Raw genomic sequence first — 15842 nt, 5'->3', positions numbered from 1 at the left:
ACCGCCTAACGAATTTCCCAGCTGGAGCCGGAATTGTAACTTAACTTATAGGACATCGAAAACTTTGTCTGCTCCTTTACCGAAGCCATCAAACGGTCCGTCCCTCCGTACCGCACCATGAAGCACCCCTCCGGAATCGGCGACACGCCTATTTTCGGAGCAAGCTCGACCTTGTTCTGTGCATAGCGGTCCACGTCTCCGGGGCACGTCCCCTCGCTCGACGGGAGGAACTTGTTCGGCGGATCCATCGACATCTGCTCGACGACTTCGTCCCCAGATCCGGTACAATCCCCCTTGTAGGCCTTCAGCGTCCTGTTGTCCGATTCGACCTTCACGCACAACGTTGTATTCATCCGCGTTGTCGTGTTGGCGGCGCGCTCCATAAAGGCGGTCACGTTGATGCCCGCGTCCTTGATGCGCGCGTTTTGTACAGCCGTCTGAAAGCCCGACACCCCAACACCAGCAAGAATCCCCATGATCGCGACGACCGTGAGCATTTCCACAAGGGTGTACCCCGCCTTCAGGGTGCCATTTTTTTTCATTTCTTTCCTCCAGAACGTTCCAACCTGTTGCTAAGCATAAAGTTAGAACAAACCGCCACCCCTAGATAGGGCGCCACCTAATAAATATATACTGATTTTCCCAAAAGCGGTTAACTTTTGTTTACAAATATGAAATTCGTAAGAATTTTTGCGAATTTCGCCGTTTTTTGGAACTATTTGTTACGGGACTTGCCGAGCGTGCCCTTGGCGTACTCGTGGATGCAGGTCACCGAGGCCCGCTTGCAGGGTGTATTGTTGTCGTAAAAAACCACGCGGTCGTTGTGGAAGACCTCGTTCACGACCTCCTTGGCAGCCGCGTTCGAGCCCTTGTTGTACGTGATGTCGTAAAAAATGTCGTTGTCACGGGTGACCACGCGGATTTTGGCATCGAACTTGTAGGGACCGTGCTTGCCCGTGAGGTGGAAACCGTAGGGGATTTCCTCGAGCACCAAGTGCGGGATATTGCCCGGCAGGGGCGGTTCGTACTCGATATCGTCCCAGTCCTCCGCCTCGCCGTTGTCGCGGGCCTTGAACCAGCCCTCGGGTTCAGCCTCGTTGGCGTCGCTCATCGCCATGTTGAGGCTAGACACATAGCTGTCGCGCACAAGCGCCAGTTCTTCTTTAAACTGGTGGTAGGTGTCCATGTCGCCGTCGTAAGCGAGGGCGGCAGAAGCCATGGCGGCCACAAAGGCAAAAGAGGCAATATAGTGTTTCATACGGGGTAATTTAGCAAAAATCGATTCCCGGGAACCACCATTTTGCTATATTTGGGGCGCACAACCTGCCCAGGTGGTGGAATGGTAGACACTGGGGACTTAAAATCCCTTGGGGGCAACCTCGTGCGGGTTCAAGTCCCGCCCCGGGCATTAATTTCGAGGCTTTATGATCGAATTCTACCCGAACAGCATTTATTACCCGCGCGAAGCGGTCGAAGAGAAGCTCGCCAAGGGCGAACTCGCCAAAACGGAAGAGCACCTTATGGGCTGGACAGAACGCCACCGCGGCGAAATCTGGGACTGCGCCCGCGACGACGCCGACGAACCCACCGACGAGATCCTTTTGGACAACCTGCGCGCCCTGCTGCTTTGCAAAGGCTCGTTGCAGCCCGCCGCCGAGATGGGCGACATGATCAAGGAAATCACCAAGGAAGTGTGGTACCGCAACGAGAACGGCCCAGAAGCGCCCGACATGGTCGCCGCCGAGTGGCGAGCCAAGTACCTCACCAAGTGGCGCGAGGCCCGCATGTTCGAGGCCTTTATTTTGATTGAGAAGCGTGCAGCGCAGCTGCTCAAGATTCTCAAGGGCTAGTTTTTAGAATACTCCGCCAGCCAGCGGATGGGAACCCAAAATTCAAGTTTGCCAGAAGCGCACTTGGTGTAGCGCCAGTAGTACTTGATGTGCTCGGCAAGGCGGTTCTTGAAATCTTCGTCCTCGGTATTGGAGAACACGAACTCCTTGAGTTCAAACTGGCCCAACGAATCGAGGGAGAGGCGGACCCCCACAAGGAGGTCGTCACTTTTGCTACCATGATCACCGCCCTTAAAGCCATGCTTGGAGGATTTTTTGCTTTTGCGTAGATTTTTGAAATGCTCGGTGGCGAGGTAGTGGAGGCCGGCGGCCCTCCCCTGCAAAAACTTCTCGACCTGTTCAATATCGCGGCCCGACGTATTCTCGAGCACGTACATGTCGTCGAGGCCGGGCATCACCACGCGGCCGGTAAAGCTCTGCAAATTCTCTTCGGGCTCGGGGGCTATTGAAATTTCTGGCGTGGGGAAGGCGTTTCGCGGGATGGTATATATGACGTCGAGCAGGGCGACAAACACCAGCAGCAACAGGATGACGGGAAAATTCCGTTTTAACATAGGGACCCGTTACTCGATGGCCTTGATGCAAAGCTGCATGGACTTGCGGCCGTTGTAGTAATTCCAGGTAGGCTCAAAAATTACGGTGACCTTGTGGTCGGCGCCAATGTGGGACTTGCTTTTGCGGAGTCCAAAACCGATTGCCGGGAACACGCGGCTCCCGCCCTGCGAAATTTCCATTTGCAGGTGCCCGCCGCGGAGCTCGCGCATGCGGTGGACCTTCACGTTCTCGGCGCGGAACGTGGGGTACGGGAAATTTCCTCCAAAGGGTTCCATCAGGTCAAAGTAGTCGAGCACGGTGCGCTCGGGGAATCCGTCCACCGTCAGTTCGCGGAGTGCCACCTGGATGTCGAAGGAATGGGACTCGTCGCAGGGTTGCGCCTCGCCTGTGTAGCCCTGCTCGGCGGCGGACTTTTCGAGCCGTTCGCGGAGCTCCGTTATTTTGTCTTCACTGAGGGAGAAGCCCGCGGCGTTTTGGTGGCCGCCCCAGCGGTCGAACAGTTCTCGGCTCTCGAACAAGGCCTTGTGCCAGTTGAAGCCGGGAACGGCGCGGGCGCTCGCGTGCGCCATGCCGTCGTCCACCGAGAGCACTGCCGCCGGGCGGTCAAACACCTGGGCGAGCTTCGCCGACACAATACCGATGACGCCCACGTGCCACTTTTCGCCGGCGACCACAAGCACAGTCGGAATCCTGTCACCGTAAACTTTTTTGACCTGCTCCATGGCCATATCGGTAATCTCGGCCTCTTTTTGCTTGCGGCTCGCGTTCCAGTTCTTGAGCTCGGCAAGCAGGGCCGGAGCTTCACTCTTGTTGTCGCAAAGGAGCAGCTTGAGCGCCGGGTCGGGGCGTTCCATGCGGCCGGGCGCGTTAAGGAGCGGGGCGATTTTATACATGACGTCAATACCGCCCACGGCGCTGCCGGGCTTCATGAGGCTCGCGTACATGGCCTGGACTCCGGGCCACTCGCTTTTTTGGAGGCGGCGCAGGCCCGACTTGGTAAAGTAACGGTTCTCGGGGGTCATTTGAACCAAGTCGGCCAAAGTACCGAGAGCCACTAGGTCGAGGTACTGCGTGGGCGTAGGGAGACCGAGCCTCGCGTAAAGCGCACACATGAACTTGTAAGAGACTCCCACACCGCAAAGTTCGGGATTCCCGTACGAGTCGCCATCTTGGTGCGGATCCAGCAACACATCGCTAACCGGGAGCCCGTCGCCGCTGGGCTGGTGGTGGTCCATGACCATCACGGCCATGCCCAGCTCCTTGGCATGGGCAATCTCGTCGTTGGCGGTAATGCCGGTATCGACAGTAATCACGTAGCGCGCCCCCGCCTCGTACATCTCGTCGACAGCCGAACGCGAAAGTCCGTAACCGTCGCCAAAGCGGTTCGGGAGACGCCACTCCGATTCAATGCCAATGTGCTTGAGACCTCGAGTCAACAACGTCACCGAGGTCATGCCGTCCAAATCGTAGTCGCCAAAAATAAAGACCTTCTGGTGCAGGTCGCGCACATTCAAGACCCAGTCAATGGCCTTGTCCATCCCAAGGATTCCCATCGGGTCCAGCACGTCGTCTTCGGAGCCGTGCAAAAGACGGTTCGCATCCACCACATTCTTGATGCCGCGAGAAACCAGGAATCGCGCCACCAGGTGCGGAATCTTGAGTTCCTGCGAGAGCGTGGATGCAACCAGATCTTCCATTATTTGGAGCCCTCAAAAAGCTTGATAGAAAGGGACTGCAACAGCATCGTGGGGACAGTCCTGCGGCTCGCCACGCGCGACAGAGTCTCTTGCACCGTTTCTAGGGCGCGGTCCAACGCCGACGCATCCACACGCGGGTAGGCATCGATGTTCACAAGCGCCGTCGTCGCCGGGATGCGCAGTTTGGCTCCCGACTGCTGACGCAACAAATCCGAGATGAGGAACGAAAGGACTTCTAAAAAGCGCATTGCATCGGAAGCTTCCTCAACGCCCGCCTCGCCCAGCTCCTTGAACGCCTCGTAGTACTCGTTGTTGAGGGAGTGCTTGAGGTACTTTGCCGCCAGTTCGCACCACGCCTTGCCATGCTCCACGTAATAGAGCGCTTTACCGGGGGATCCCACAGCCAAGCCCACCACATCGTCGGTCACGTCGCTTGGGTCGGCATCTTCGCCCAACAGTCTGAGCGTTTCGCTTTTAACTTCGTCGTCACTGAGCGGCAACAAGTGAAGCGCAAGGCAGCGGCTGCGGATAGTCTGCAGCATTTTTTCACGGGACGAGGTCGTCAAAATAAAGTACGTGTCGGGCGGGACTTCTTCCAAGGTCTTTAAAAAGGCGTTCGCCGCCGATTCGTTCATGCGGTCGGCCTCGGCAACGATGACCACACGCACGCGGTCCCCTTTGAGGACAAAGGAGTTCGTCATGGTGCGAATCAGTTCAACCGAAATCCCGGCGGCGGCACTAAAGATGTCAATGCGATAGGGGTTTTTAAAAATCTCTTCGATGTAGGCCTGCTTAAAATCCTGGACCGTCTTGGCGGTGCTGCCGGCAGAGACGTCACTGGCGTTTCGGGCCCCGGCTTCCTTGGCTTCCATGGGCACAACCCAGCTGTCAGTCACGCCCACGTCGGCCGCCATTTTGCAACCAAAGCAATGACCACACGGGCGCACGTTGGGGTCGGAGCACTGCAGCGCCTTGGCGAGCTCAATGGCGAGCGCCTTTTTGCCAATGCCCACCGGGCCGTCAATGAGAATGGCCTGCGGGAACCGGTTTTCACGGAGCGCCGACATCAGGCGGATCCGCTGACGTTCCTGGGAAACAGGGCCATTTAGTCTATACTCGATCATTTTGTCTTCAACCACTGGAGGGGATCCACGGTCTGGGTCCCTTCGCTAACTTGAAAGTACAATTTAATTCCATTTAGGCTCGCGATATCGCCCACTTCGCCAATTTCTTCGCAATTACGGACCTCCTTGCCCTCTTGCACGCGAATGGAACGCAAGTGCCCGTACACAGAATAAGTTCCGCCCTCGTGCTCAATAATCACCGAAGGACCACGACCATCAATCTCGGAAACCATGACCACCGTGCCCGGTGCCGCTGCACGAACGGCGCCTCCCCTCTTACCGCGAATCTCGACACCCAGGTTGCGGGTGGCAATGTGCAAAACCGGGTGTTCCTGCAAACCATACTGGCTAATGATTTCACCCTCCAACGGCATGCACTTGGGTCCCTTGACGCTCGCGGCGATGGTCTTTTTGGGTTTGGTAATGACCTTCTCCTTTTTCTTGCCCTTCGCCTTCTTGCGCTCGGCCTCAGCCTTCTTGGCGGCCTCAATCTCTTTTTTGCGTTTTTCTTCGAGTTTCTTGATCAAGGCGAGCATCGTCTTTTGGTTGCGCTCGAATTCCTCGAGTGCCTTGCGCTGCATGGCCTTGTCGTGCTTTAAGCTCATGAGCATTTGCTCTTGCCCGCTCATCTGGTTCAACAGTCCCTTTTCTTCGGCGGCCTTTTTGGTACGCATGCTGACAAGGTCAACAAGGTGTTCGGACTGCTGCTGTTTCATTTCGTCACGTTCCCGAACCATGCGGGTGAGCGTTTCGACTTCTTCTTTGTCTTGGTACAGAATGTGGTGGACCCAGTACGCCTGGCGCTCGGGGTTACCCTCTTGCGTGAGCAGACTGTACAATGCCTTGGCCTCGGTGCTGCGTCCGCTCACATACAGTGTGCGAATGCGGCGTTTCATGACCTCCTTGCGCACGGCAATCTTCGAATCCAAGGAATCGATGTCGTGAGCCAGCTGCTCTAGGGCTCGCTGCACCATGACTTCGCTCTTGGAGAGCTCGTTAATGTAGGTTCGCGTCTGGTTCAGGTTCTGGTCCAAAAGCGAGATGGTATTGAGCACGCCCTTCTCTTCGTTTTCGAGTTGCGCAATCTCCTTGCGTTTTTTCGCCAAGTCGGTCTCGAGTTTTTTGAGGGCAGTCTTCTGTTCCTTGATTTGCGCGTCCGTCTTTTTGGGGGCGCCCACAGAGACCCCCACAAAACAGCAAAGAATAACAGCCAATAGACGGAGGGCAAGCGGGCGCATTTTTAATCCTGTTCGTTCCGCTTGGCAAGCAAGAAACCGCGCACCGTGCGGAAGCTAAAGTACGCCGAAAGCGCAGTCACCAAAACGACCACCATTGCAAACATGAGGCCAAAGCCACCCAGGTAGACCCCGAACATCGGGACTGCCTCCGAAAGGGAATTCACAAGAACCACAAGCAGGCTCACCGCCATGCCGCTCCCAACAAAACCCTGCATAAGGCCTTCGAGCACAAACGGGAATTCAATGAACAGGTAACTCCCACCCGCGAACTTCATGTTCTCGACCAGGAGCTTGCGATTCAAAAGCGAAAGCTTTACAGAGTTGCAAATGATGAGCGAGAGCGTCACCAGCAAAAGGATGCTCAGGCAAATGGGCCAAAAGATCAGTTTGAATTTCCATGCCGAAATTTTTTCGACCCACTCCACAGGAGCCTGGACCTCCTCGAACGTTCCGCTTCGCATCAGTTCGTTCTTCAGCTTGACGAGTTCCGAGGGCTTGCGGCTTTCGTCATCCAGCTTTACCCTGAAAAACGGGGGGATCGGGTTCCCCTCGACCAGTTCCAGCATCTCTCCGTCAAAATGGCGGCGGAAATCCGCCAAGGCGGAGTCGGCGCTCACGAACTCCACGGCGCCCACATGCTTGGAATGCAAGAGGCGGTCCTGTATGACCTTGATGGAGTCCTGCGGGAGCTCCCCGGGCAAAAAAGCCTCGATGGTGTACAAAGTCTTTTCGGCAGCAAGTACCCGCATCACACCGCCAAACGCGGCCAAAGAAGCGGCCAAAAGCAGGGAACACAAAAAAATCGTGATGAGCGACGGCAAAATGACCGTCCGCTGCTGCTTCCAGCCACGGAAAGATTCCAGTATTAAGTAACCTAATTGTCCGAACACGCCTGGAATATAATTATTTTTGTACTTGTTCTTAACGGGGCATTTATGAAACACATCGGATTAAAGATTACCGCATTTATCTTTGCCATCGCTCTATGGCTTTATGTAGTGTCCCTGAACTCGTTCCAGCTCACCATGGAAGTGCCTGTTCGCCTGGCCAGGCTGCCCGAGAAGCTCGCCATTGCCTCCAAGCCTCCCCAGACTATCGACATCACCGTCGAGGGCGCGACCTTCGACTTGATGCGCATGCGCGCCCGCATTGCCCAAGGCGATACGATGGTGGCCTCCGTGGTCATTGACCTGCAAAACGCCGAACTCGGCAGCTCGCGCGTCCACTTGACCGCCAAAAACTTCCAGGCCCCCAATTTCCCGAACATCAAGTTCGTGGAACCCGACAACCAGCTCCTATTCATTGACCTGGAACTGGACACTCGCATTGAGCGCGACATCCCCATCCACTCCAACGTTACATTCAATACAGCCGCCGGTTACACACAAACTGAGGAAGCGACCCTGTCGCCTAGCTTTGTCACCGTTTCGGGAGCCCGCAACGCTATCGCCCGTATTTTTGAAATCCAAACGGACTCCCTCCACATGGACACTCTCAAGCAAAGCAAGAAGATCTCTGTGCCACTCAAGTTTGACTCGTTCCCCGCCTACGTGACACCGAGCGACTCGAACGTCACCATCAACGTGGATGTGCAAAAGGTGGCCAGCAAAGAATTCAAAAAAATCCCGGTACAACTTATTGGTCATTTCGACAAAAGCCTTTACAAGCTGGTCCCGGATTCCGCCACCGTCAAAATCACTGGCGCCGAGCACGTGCTGGATTCCATCAACAAAGAGAACCTAGAGATGTTCATCGAGTTCAACCGATTCGCCATCGAAGACGTCGACAGTTTGCCTCCGACCTTAAAGCTCATGCTTGACCCCAAGGTCAACCGCGACATGTCCATCAAGGCAGCCGAAATTATACCCGACAAAATCGCCCTCGTCAAAAAAGAAGTCAAACCCTTTGTCTACAAGACCAACGAGGAATACGGCGAAGAAGAGGACGAGGGAGAGTAACCATGATTTGGCTTGGCATTGAATCCAGTTGCGACGAGACCGCCTGCGCCGTTTTGAAGGACGATCCCCTTACGGTTCTCTCGAACCCGCTCTACAGCCAAATCGACGAACACGCCCTGTATGGCGGCGTAGTTCCCGAGATTGCCGCGCGCGCCCACCTGCAAAAGATTGCGCCCATTGCCGAAGCCGCCGTCAAGGAGGCAGGCGTTCAGCTCACCGACATTGACGCCATCGCTTTTACCACAGGTCCCGGCCTCATGGGGCCGCTCCTCGTAGGAGCGAGCTTTGCCAAGGGACTCGCACGCGATTTGCAGATTCCCGCCTACGGCATCAACCACCTCGAAGGGCACCTCGCGGCCGCATGGCTCAGCAACCCCGACATTGAACCGCCCTTTTTGACTCTTACCGTTTCGGGCGGGCATACTGAACTCGTGATGGAAGAACCCGGGTTTAAATACACAAGCATCGGCCGTACCCGCGACGACGCCGCCGGCGAAGCCTTTGACAAATGCGGAAAACTGCTCGGGCTCAAGTACCCTGCAGGAGCCACCATCAGCAAGCTCGGCGCCAATGGCAACCGCAAGTTCGTGGAATTCCCGCGAGCCCTCAACACGCACGACAGCTGCGAGTTTTCGTTCAGCGGTTTAAAAACAGCTGTGCTGCGCTATACCGAAACGCACGACCCCGAGTACATCCAAAGGAACCTGGGCGACATTTGCGCCAGCCTCGAGGACGCCATCGTGGGGAGCCTCGTCTCCAAGACGGTCAACGCCCTTAAAAAGACCAAGATGAAGACTCTTGTGATGGGAGGCGGCGTTAGCGCCAATGCCTGGCTGCGCACACGCCTGCAGGACTATTGCAGCAAGCACGGCATCCGTTTTTGCGTCCCCGACAGGAGCCTCAGCACCGACAACGGCGCCATGATTGCCGCCGCTGCCATCCGCAGGGTCAGGCAGAACAAACTCACGTCCATTGACGTGGTCAAACCCTGGATGCCTTTGGCAGTTTAGCGAGTTTTTGCTCACACGCTTTTGCATACCCCTACTTTTTTTGCCCACTTGAATCTATATTGTAAGTATGAGTTCCGGAGTTTCACATAAGGCATTAAGGTCTGCCATGGCGGTTGCCGTCATGGCGGTTTGGGGTTTTGCCCAGGACCTGACAAAGCCCGTCAACGACGTGGACGTTTTTCGCCCCGAAAAGCGCGAAGCCAACGTGCAGCTCGTAGACTCCAGCAAGCAGAACTCCATCCTTTTGAACGTGGACATCTTTGGAAGCCTCGACGTGCAGTCGTACTACATTCTGTGGGACGACGTCGACCTCTCCGAAGACATGAAGAAACTGATGACGACCCGCGACTTTGCGCGAGACGAATTCTTTATGCAGAATATTGACCGCGAACAGTTCGAGCAGGAGCGCCTGCTGCAGCTGTTCGAAGACAAAAAGCGTCAGTACTTTATGATTTTCCCCGAGGAAGCCCTCAAGGAACTGCAAGAAAAGCAGGACGAAGAGAACTAGGTCTGCTGCCATGTTTTCTTTGGAACGTGATTTTGGCGATTGGGAACTGAGCGGTTTCAGCGGAGCGCCAGCCAAACTGTTTGCACAAATAGAAAGCACACACGCCACAATGAAGGCGCTCGCCTTGGCAGGCAAAATTGCACCGGGGACTCTGTTTGTCGCCGACGCGCAAACAAGCGGGCACGGGCGGCACGATCGCACCTGGGCATCCCCCGCCCATAAGAACCTCTATTTCAACCTGTTGGTCCCTCTCGAGGGCGTCCCCGCCAATCGCTACAGTCAAATCACGCAAGTAACGGCATTGACATTCGCCGAAGTGTTCAGTGCACTGCAAAAAGATGCAGGGGACAACGCCGCCAATACGCCCATTACCGTAAAATGGCCAAACGACATCCTCTACGGCAAAAGCAAGTTCTGCGGCATCCTCGCCGAAGTCGTATTCATGCCTGGCGCAAAGCCCGCCCTCTGCATGGGAATTGGCATCAACGTCAACAGCGACCCCGCCGACTACGCATTATTGAATCGCGAGGTCACCACGCTCAAGGAGATTGCCGGCAAGCCCATCAACCGCGAAAAACTGTTGCAGGCACTCGTTGCAAGTTTAGAGCGCGCCCTCGGGCAATTCAAGGCATTCGGCATAGGCCCGTGGGTCAAAGCATGGCGCAAGATGGACCGTTTCATTGGAGCGCGCGGGACCATTGTGGTCAACAACCACTGCACCGACCAGAACCGCGACGGCGGCGAAGGTGTCACAAAAAAAACAGGCGTCATCCAAGACATGAACGACGACGGGAGCCTGTTGTTTAAATGCGACGACGGCGAAGTGCAAACAGTCTACTCTGCCGACCTCGAAATCTAAAAAAGAGTATAGCCTTAAAGTTTGCGTTTAAAGTAAACGCTGCCCACGAGCGAAACGGCAAGCACCACGATCATCGCGGTAAGGCCGATGTTCGCCATTTCAAAGTAGGAGCCCGCATAACCGGACTCTATCAATATGATGAGCGCCACGGCCAGCACAGCAGCGGCAGAGCCCAACCGCTGGAACAACTTGACCTTGTCCTGGGTAGAAAAATTCTTATCAGTAAAGGGCATTGACGTCTCCTCCAAGGCAAATCCATACCACAAGGCCAATCATCACCAAGACGCTCACAGCGACGTTCGCAAGGAAAAAGTCGCGATTCATTTTGTCGAGGTCATCGGACTTGCGGAACAAATGGATATAGGTAATAGCGGCAATCATGAGGGCGGTCACCGCCCACCAGGCGATTCCCATGTGCCATACAAAACCGAACGTCACGCACAGGGCGAGCATCGCCACGTGGCTCCAAAAGGCGATTTGCAAGGCACGTTTGCGGCCAAAGCGGGCGGGCACCGAATGGAGACCCATCTCGCGGTCAATTTCCTCGTCCTGCGTCGCGTAAATGATGTCGAAGCCACCCATCCAAAGCATCAAAATGAACATGAGAAAAATCGGGAACACCGCGAATTCGCCACGCACTGCAATCCAGGCACCCAGCGGGCTCATACCGATGGCAAATCCCAAGAACCAGTGGCAAAGCCAGCTAAAGCGTTTCCAGTAAGAATATGAGAGCAACAGCAGCCACACCGGGAGCGCGAGGGCTCCGGCGAGCGGTTGCAGCATGTAGGCGAACGCCACGAAAAGCGCCCCGTTAAAGGCAATGAACGTCACCACCGCCTTTTTGCTCATGCGACCGGCAGGCAGATGGCGTCCCGCCGTGCGCGGGTTCTTTGCGTCTATCTCGGCATCGGCAAGGCGGTTGAAACTCATGGCGCTGTTGCGTGCCGTCACCATGCAGCCCAAAATCAAAAGGACCATCTTGGCTATCTCGGCAGGTTCCATCCCGCGAAATCCGTTGGCCGCCACCCACATAGAGCCAAGGGCGAACGGCAGCGCAAAAAGCGAGTGGCTAAAGCGAACCAGGTGACCAAATTCCAGAATCTTGTTCAGCATTATTTTGCAACGCCTCTATTTTCGTCGCCGGTCCACGCCGGCACAATTCCGTCTTCAACGCCAAGATGCTTGAGGACCTTCGCCACCACCGTGTCGACCAGTTCCTCAATGCTCGAGGGCTTGTTGTAGAACTGCGGCGAGGCAGGAATCACCACTGCGCCCGCGCGGGTCACGCGTTCCATGTTCTCGATGTGGATCAGGTTATAAGGCATTTCCCGCGGCACAATTACCAATTTGCGGCGCTCCTTGAGGCAGACGTCCGCTGTACGGACCAACAGGTTGTCCGACGTACCGGAGGCAATACGGCCAAGCGTCCCCATGGAGCAGGGCACCACAGCCATGCCTGCGTAATCGGCACTGCCGCTCGCACATTCTGCAAAGTAGTCCTGCACGTCGCATACCTTTTCGCAATAATCAAAAAAACGGAGTTCACCCTCGTATTCCATCACTTCGCGGCCAGGCGCCGTCACGATTGCCGTCACAGCATGTCCAAGCCTTTTCAAATGCATGGCGACACGCGTTGCGTAAATGGCACCGCTTGCACCCGTGACGCCCACAATAAAGCGGTTCACTTAGCAGCCCCCTTGCGCAGCAAAACGCGGTAGGCGACACCCCAAAAGCAGGACTTTACATGCACCAGTTCAAAACCGTTCTCTTCGGCGAGCTTCACAAAATCCTGCACCGGCAAAAAACGGATGACTGAATTCACCAGGTATTCGTAGGCTTCGCGCTTGCTAAAAAAGGCGCCAAGCACCGGGATAAACAACGGTGCCAGGCACTTGTAAAAGAACTTGTTGAACGCGTTCCGCGGGGAGAAAAACTCGAGAATCTGCAAGTAGCCCCCAGCCGAGAGCACGCGCGCCGATTCCTTGAGTCCCTTGTTTGCGTCGGGCAGGTTCCGCATACCAAAGCCGTTCAACACCACGTCAAACGCACCATCGGCAAAAGGCATATTCATCGCATCCAGCTGCACAGGCTTTGCCGCGGTCTTTTTGCCGGCGGAGCCCTTCAGCATCTCATACGAAAAGTCACCGAGAATCGACACGTCCTGCTTGCCATTGAACTTTTCGTAAGTCACGGCAAAGTCACCCGTACCGCCGCACAGGTCCAGCAAGCGCTTTCCTGGATTCATCCGTCGGAGTTCGCGGCAGCACGCCCGGCGCCAAAGCACATCTTGACCACAGCTCAAAAAGTGGTTCAAAAAGTCGTAACGGCTGGCAATGCCGTCAAACATCTTTCGTACAGGGCTCATCATCAAAGCACAATATAGAAAAGCGGCGGGGCCAAGCCCGCCGCAACCATAAACATCAGCAGCAATCCTTACTTGAAGGTCGCCGAAATCGTGAGCCCATCGGTCACCGTCACCAAATGCGGGTTTTCCGTAGAACCGTCGGACCATCCAGAGAATATCGTTCCGCCAACAGGCATCGCGGTCAGTTCCATTTGCACACCGCCAAAGAACTTGCCAGAATAGTTCGTCGAGTTGGCGGTATTGCCCGGAAGGTTCATGCCTTCCATAAGCACGATGCCGCCCGTCGATGAGATCGTTACCGTAGCCGAGCCAGACGTGCCGAATTCGGATTCGTACTGTTGCCAAACCACGGGATCGCGTTCCTTTGCCCAGGCGGCCATCTTAGAGCCGTCCGTGTCAAAATGGCCATAATCGCTACGACGGCCTTCATACTTTTCCTTGTCACGTTCAATGTCGTTTGCGTTCATCGAAGCAGCCATCGTCTTCACAATGGACTCGGCGCGCGCGCCAGTCAGGTAGTTCTGCAGCATTACGGCAGAATGGTTAATGAACAAACGCTTGAAATCCGGGTTCAGGATCAGCTTGTTGTAGAAGGTGGGGAAGCAGACATCCGCTGTGCAGCCACTGTTTCCACCCTTCTTAATCCAGCTGAACATGTTCGTGCTGGAGCTAAAGCCGCTCACGGTCCATTGCCAGTCAAATCCGTGGTCCAAGTCATAGACCATAAACTTCCACAAACGATCCGGAGCCTTCCAGGCGCGGACATTGTTGTTTGGCCAGTCGCCATTATGGTAATAGATTTCAGCAGCCATGTAATCGGCAAAGTTGCCCACATCCATAAGACCCTTCACCGTGGCATACGAAGCATTGTTCGCTCCGCTAAAATCATTGGCGGCAACAAAAGCAAGGAGCGCTTCGTAATCAGCCGTCGTGCCATTGCTAGCCGTAATTTCTTTACCCAGGTGCTTAATCATATTCACCGTAGATGCGTCAATTCCATAGTTCGACTCAACGAAGTTCTTGTTGAAGCGTTCACGCATATCGTGAATTCCATAATACTTTCCATTGTAGAACACCACCACCTGGCGGCTACGCTGGTAGTCAACACCGCTGCCCTCGAGCAAGGCGCCGCCCATGGCATCGGCAAAGTAGTCGCTCACAAAGCGGTTGCCGTTGTTGCGCAGGTTGAATCCCTTGTACTTGTCGTTCTCGCTCTTGCGCGTTTCAAACAGCGGGTAATGGAGCCAACCTTCCTGGTATTCTTCGCGCATCACAATGGCGACAGACTTTTTGTCTTCGAGACGGCTCCAGCCACCCATCAGAGAAATTCCGGCTTCGATTTCCCAAGCAAGTTCCTTGGAAGAACTGCCCTTGTCAAAGTATTCCACATGCACAGGGAATTCAACATCTTCGTAAAGGCCTGCCGGGGCGCAGTCGGGGCCACAGCCGCTCGTGCTGGCTTTCACGTAGTGCTTTTCAAAGAACGAAGGATCTACGGTCACAGCGACCACAGGCATATTCACCGTCTCGCCAATGAAGAAGGTCTTGGTGATCACATCCTTGGTAACCGTCCCTTCCTTAAAGGCTGCGCAACGGAAGACCGTGTTCGTAGAAATGGTAATGGGGTTATTGAATTCGGACGAAGATGACGTCGGAACAGAGCCGTTCTGCGTACAGCGGAGTTTTACGCCTTCGGGAAGACTCTTGGGCGGGTTCAAAGTTAAAACTTCTTTGTAGAAGCCGGACTTGATGGCACTCATATCGACTTTCGGAGCCATTCCCTCATAAGCCGTAGAATTCGTATTTACAGCCTCCGGAGTCGGCTTGTCGAAGAACTTCCAAATGCTGCCGTCGGTAATACCGTAGCTCATGCCGCTCTGGATTGTCGGGTACTTTACCGAGTCGCGGATACCATAGTACGGGTCAATCAAGTAAACGGTCCCGCTGTCTTTGTCCATTTTCCAGTTCGTGTGCGTGCGCGCATGGGAGGTGTCCGAATCAGCGCCGGCGCCCTGAACCTCGGGAATGTCCTTCTTATCGCAAAAAACGATTCTGAACTTTTTAGGCTGAATAACTTCATTTCCGAAAACCCACTTGCGCGCGGCCTTCAGGTTCTCGACGAGGGAGTATCCCTTGAGGTTGGCGGGTTCGGTTCCCGCGTTGTAAATTTCGACCCAAGATCCGTCGTCGCCTTCGGAGTCATTCCAGTTCAGGTTCAGCGGAGAAATCTCGGTAATGCGCAATGCGGACTCGCCGACCCAGTGAAGGGTGGTGTCCTCGGGGATTAAAATCGTGTCAGCGACCCAAGTCGTTTCACCTGTCTCGGTAACATGCATCACGGTATCGATATCCCTGTGCAGTACAATGGTATCGCCCGTAACAGGATCCACCTTCACAACATCAGCCAAACTTTCGTACGGATCCGAGGAAGAATCCTCGCTAGAACAGGCAACGAGGGCGCCGAACCATAGTCCGCATCCCAACATCACAGATAATTTAATTTTCGTCAAATGGCGCACGCTGACATCTCAAAAAAATGGTTTGTTGCAAAGCCTCGCCCTGCAGAACCCAATCTTACAACCCTACCCCTAAATTTAGAAGATTATGGGAAAAAAGCAAAAAAAGTAAGGTAATATTCTATTTACCCTTGACAAGAATCACACATTCTGCTATCTTTG

The 15842-nt window shown here is 54.9% G+C and carries 17 protein-coding genes and 1 tRNA gene; 6 read left to right on the top strand and 12 right to left on the bottom strand.

Features of this window, described 5'->3' with window-relative positions:
* Positions 1-5: 5 nt before the first annotated feature.
* Complete coding sequence (locus BUB55_RS04480; protein WP_073188593.1) at positions 6-542, bottom strand: prepilin-type N-terminal cleavage/methylation domain-containing protein; 537 nt, start codon at positions 540-542, stop codon at positions 6-8.
* Between the two features lie 173 nt (positions 543-715).
* Positions 716-1258 carry a hypothetical protein gene (locus BUB55_RS04475; RefSeq protein ID WP_073188592.1) on the bottom strand — a complete coding sequence of 181 codons (543 nt, stop codon included), beginning with the start codon at positions 1256-1258 and terminating at the stop codon, positions 716-718.
* Between the two features lie 67 nt (positions 1259-1325).
* Between BUB55_RS04475 and BUB55_RS04470 the strand changes: the two genes are divergently transcribed.
* A tRNA-Leu gene (locus BUB55_RS04470) sits at positions 1326-1408 on the top strand.
* A 16-nt stretch (positions 1409-1424) separates the two neighbouring features.
* Positions 1425-1850 (top strand): hypothetical protein, encoded by a 426-nt coding sequence (locus tag BUB55_RS04465; RefSeq protein ID WP_073188590.1) that lies wholly within the window; start codon positions 1425-1427, stop codon positions 1848-1850.
* On the opposite strand, the gene BUB55_RS04460 is transcribed toward BUB55_RS04465, so the two are convergent.
* The 5 genes from BUB55_RS04460 to BUB55_RS04440 form a co-directional block, all read right to left on the bottom strand.
* Complete coding sequence (locus tag BUB55_RS04460; RefSeq protein WP_073188588.1) at positions 1847-2404, bottom strand: hypothetical protein; 558 nt, start codon at positions 2402-2404, stop codon at positions 1847-1849. The genes BUB55_RS04465 and BUB55_RS04460 overlap by 4 nt on opposite strands.
* A gap of 9 nt (positions 2405-2413) precedes the next feature.
* Positions 2414-4102 (bottom strand): single-stranded-DNA-specific exonuclease RecJ, encoded by a 1689-nt coding sequence (gene recJ, locus BUB55_RS04455; RefSeq protein WP_073188586.1) that lies wholly within the window; start codon positions 4100-4102, stop codon positions 2414-2416.
* Positions 4102-5226, bottom strand: a complete 1125-nt coding sequence (locus BUB55_RS04450; protein WP_073188584.1) for a DNA polymerase III subunit — start codon at positions 5224-5226, stop codon at positions 4102-4104. The genes recJ and BUB55_RS04450 overlap by 1 nt, the downstream gene beginning before the upstream one ends.
* The gene (locus BUB55_RS04445; RefSeq protein WP_234971798.1) at positions 5223-6404 is read right to left on the bottom strand and encodes a murein hydrolase activator EnvC family protein; all 1182 of its coding nucleotides are present in this window, start codon (positions 6402-6404) and stop codon (positions 5223-5225) included. The genes BUB55_RS04450 and BUB55_RS04445 overlap by 4 nt, the downstream gene beginning before the upstream one ends.
* A gap of 62 nt (positions 6405-6466) precedes the next feature.
* Positions 6467-7354, bottom strand: coding sequence for a cell division protein FtsX (locus BUB55_RS04440; RefSeq protein WP_073188580.1), 888 nt, complete (start codon positions 7352-7354; stop codon positions 6467-6469).
* A gap of 45 nt (positions 7355-7399) precedes the next feature.
* Between BUB55_RS04440 and BUB55_RS04435 the strand changes: the two genes are divergently transcribed.
* From BUB55_RS04435 to BUB55_RS04420, 4 genes are all read left to right on the top strand, one after another.
* Positions 7400-8422, top strand: a complete 1023-nt coding sequence (locus tag BUB55_RS04435; RefSeq protein ID WP_073188578.1) for a CdaR family protein — start codon at positions 7400-7402, stop codon at positions 8420-8422.
* A gap of 2 nt (positions 8423-8424) precedes the next feature.
* On the top strand, positions 8425-9432 hold the full coding sequence (tsaD, locus tag BUB55_RS04430) for a tRNA (adenosine(37)-N6)-threonylcarbamoyltransferase complex transferase subunit TsaD (RefSeq protein WP_073188576.1): 1008 nt from the start codon (positions 8425-8427) through the stop codon (positions 9430-9432).
* 67 nt (positions 9433-9499) lie between these two features.
* A complete protein-coding gene (locus BUB55_RS04425; RefSeq protein ID WP_234971797.1) occupies positions 9500-9940 on the top strand; it encodes a hypothetical protein in 441 nt (146 codons plus the stop codon).
* 10 nt (positions 9941-9950) lie between these two features.
* The gene (locus BUB55_RS04420) at positions 9951-10799 is read left to right on the top strand and encodes a biotin--[acetyl-CoA-carboxylase] ligase (protein ID WP_073188572.1); all 849 of its coding nucleotides are present in this window, start codon (positions 9951-9953) and stop codon (positions 10797-10799) included.
* 14 nt (positions 10800-10813) lie between these two features.
* Here BUB55_RS04420 and BUB55_RS04415 read toward each other — a convergent pair whose 3' ends face one another.
* The 5 genes from BUB55_RS04415 to BUB55_RS04395 all read right to left on the bottom strand — a co-directional run bounded on the left by BUB55_RS04415 (position 10814) and on the right by BUB55_RS04395 (position 15650).
* Complete coding sequence (locus BUB55_RS04415) at positions 10814-11032, bottom strand: hypothetical protein (protein WP_073188570.1); 219 nt, start codon at positions 11030-11032, stop codon at positions 10814-10816.
* Positions 11019-11912, bottom strand: coding sequence for a 4-hydroxybenzoate octaprenyltransferase (locus tag BUB55_RS04410; protein WP_073188568.1), 894 nt, complete (start codon positions 11910-11912; stop codon positions 11019-11021). Before BUB55_RS04410 ends, BUB55_RS04415 begins: the two co-directional genes overlap by 14 nt.
* Entirely contained in the window at positions 11912-12484 is a 573-nt protein-coding gene (locus BUB55_RS04405; protein WP_073188567.1) for a UbiX family flavin prenyltransferase, read from the bottom strand. Before BUB55_RS04405 ends, BUB55_RS04410 begins: the two co-directional genes overlap by 1 nt.
* Positions 12481-13167, bottom strand: coding sequence for a ubiquinone/menaquinone biosynthesis methyltransferase (locus BUB55_RS04400; RefSeq protein WP_073188654.1), 687 nt, complete (start codon positions 13165-13167; stop codon positions 12481-12483). The genes BUB55_RS04405 and BUB55_RS04400 overlap by 4 nt, the downstream gene beginning before the upstream one ends.
* Positions 13168-13232: 65 nt before the next feature.
* A complete protein-coding gene (locus BUB55_RS04395) occupies positions 13233-15650 on the bottom strand; it encodes a CotH kinase family protein (RefSeq protein ID WP_073188565.1) in 2418 nt (805 codons plus the stop codon).
* Positions 15651-15842: the final 192 nt, after the last annotated feature.

The sequence above is a fragment of the Fibrobacter sp. UWP2 genome (assembly GCF_900141705.1).
Classification (GTDB): Bacteria; Fibrobacterota; Fibrobacteria; order Fibrobacterales; family Fibrobacteraceae; genus Fibrobacter.
The sequence above is the reverse complement of the archived record's forward strand: the minus strand, read 5'-3'. Positions and strand labels throughout refer to the sequence as shown.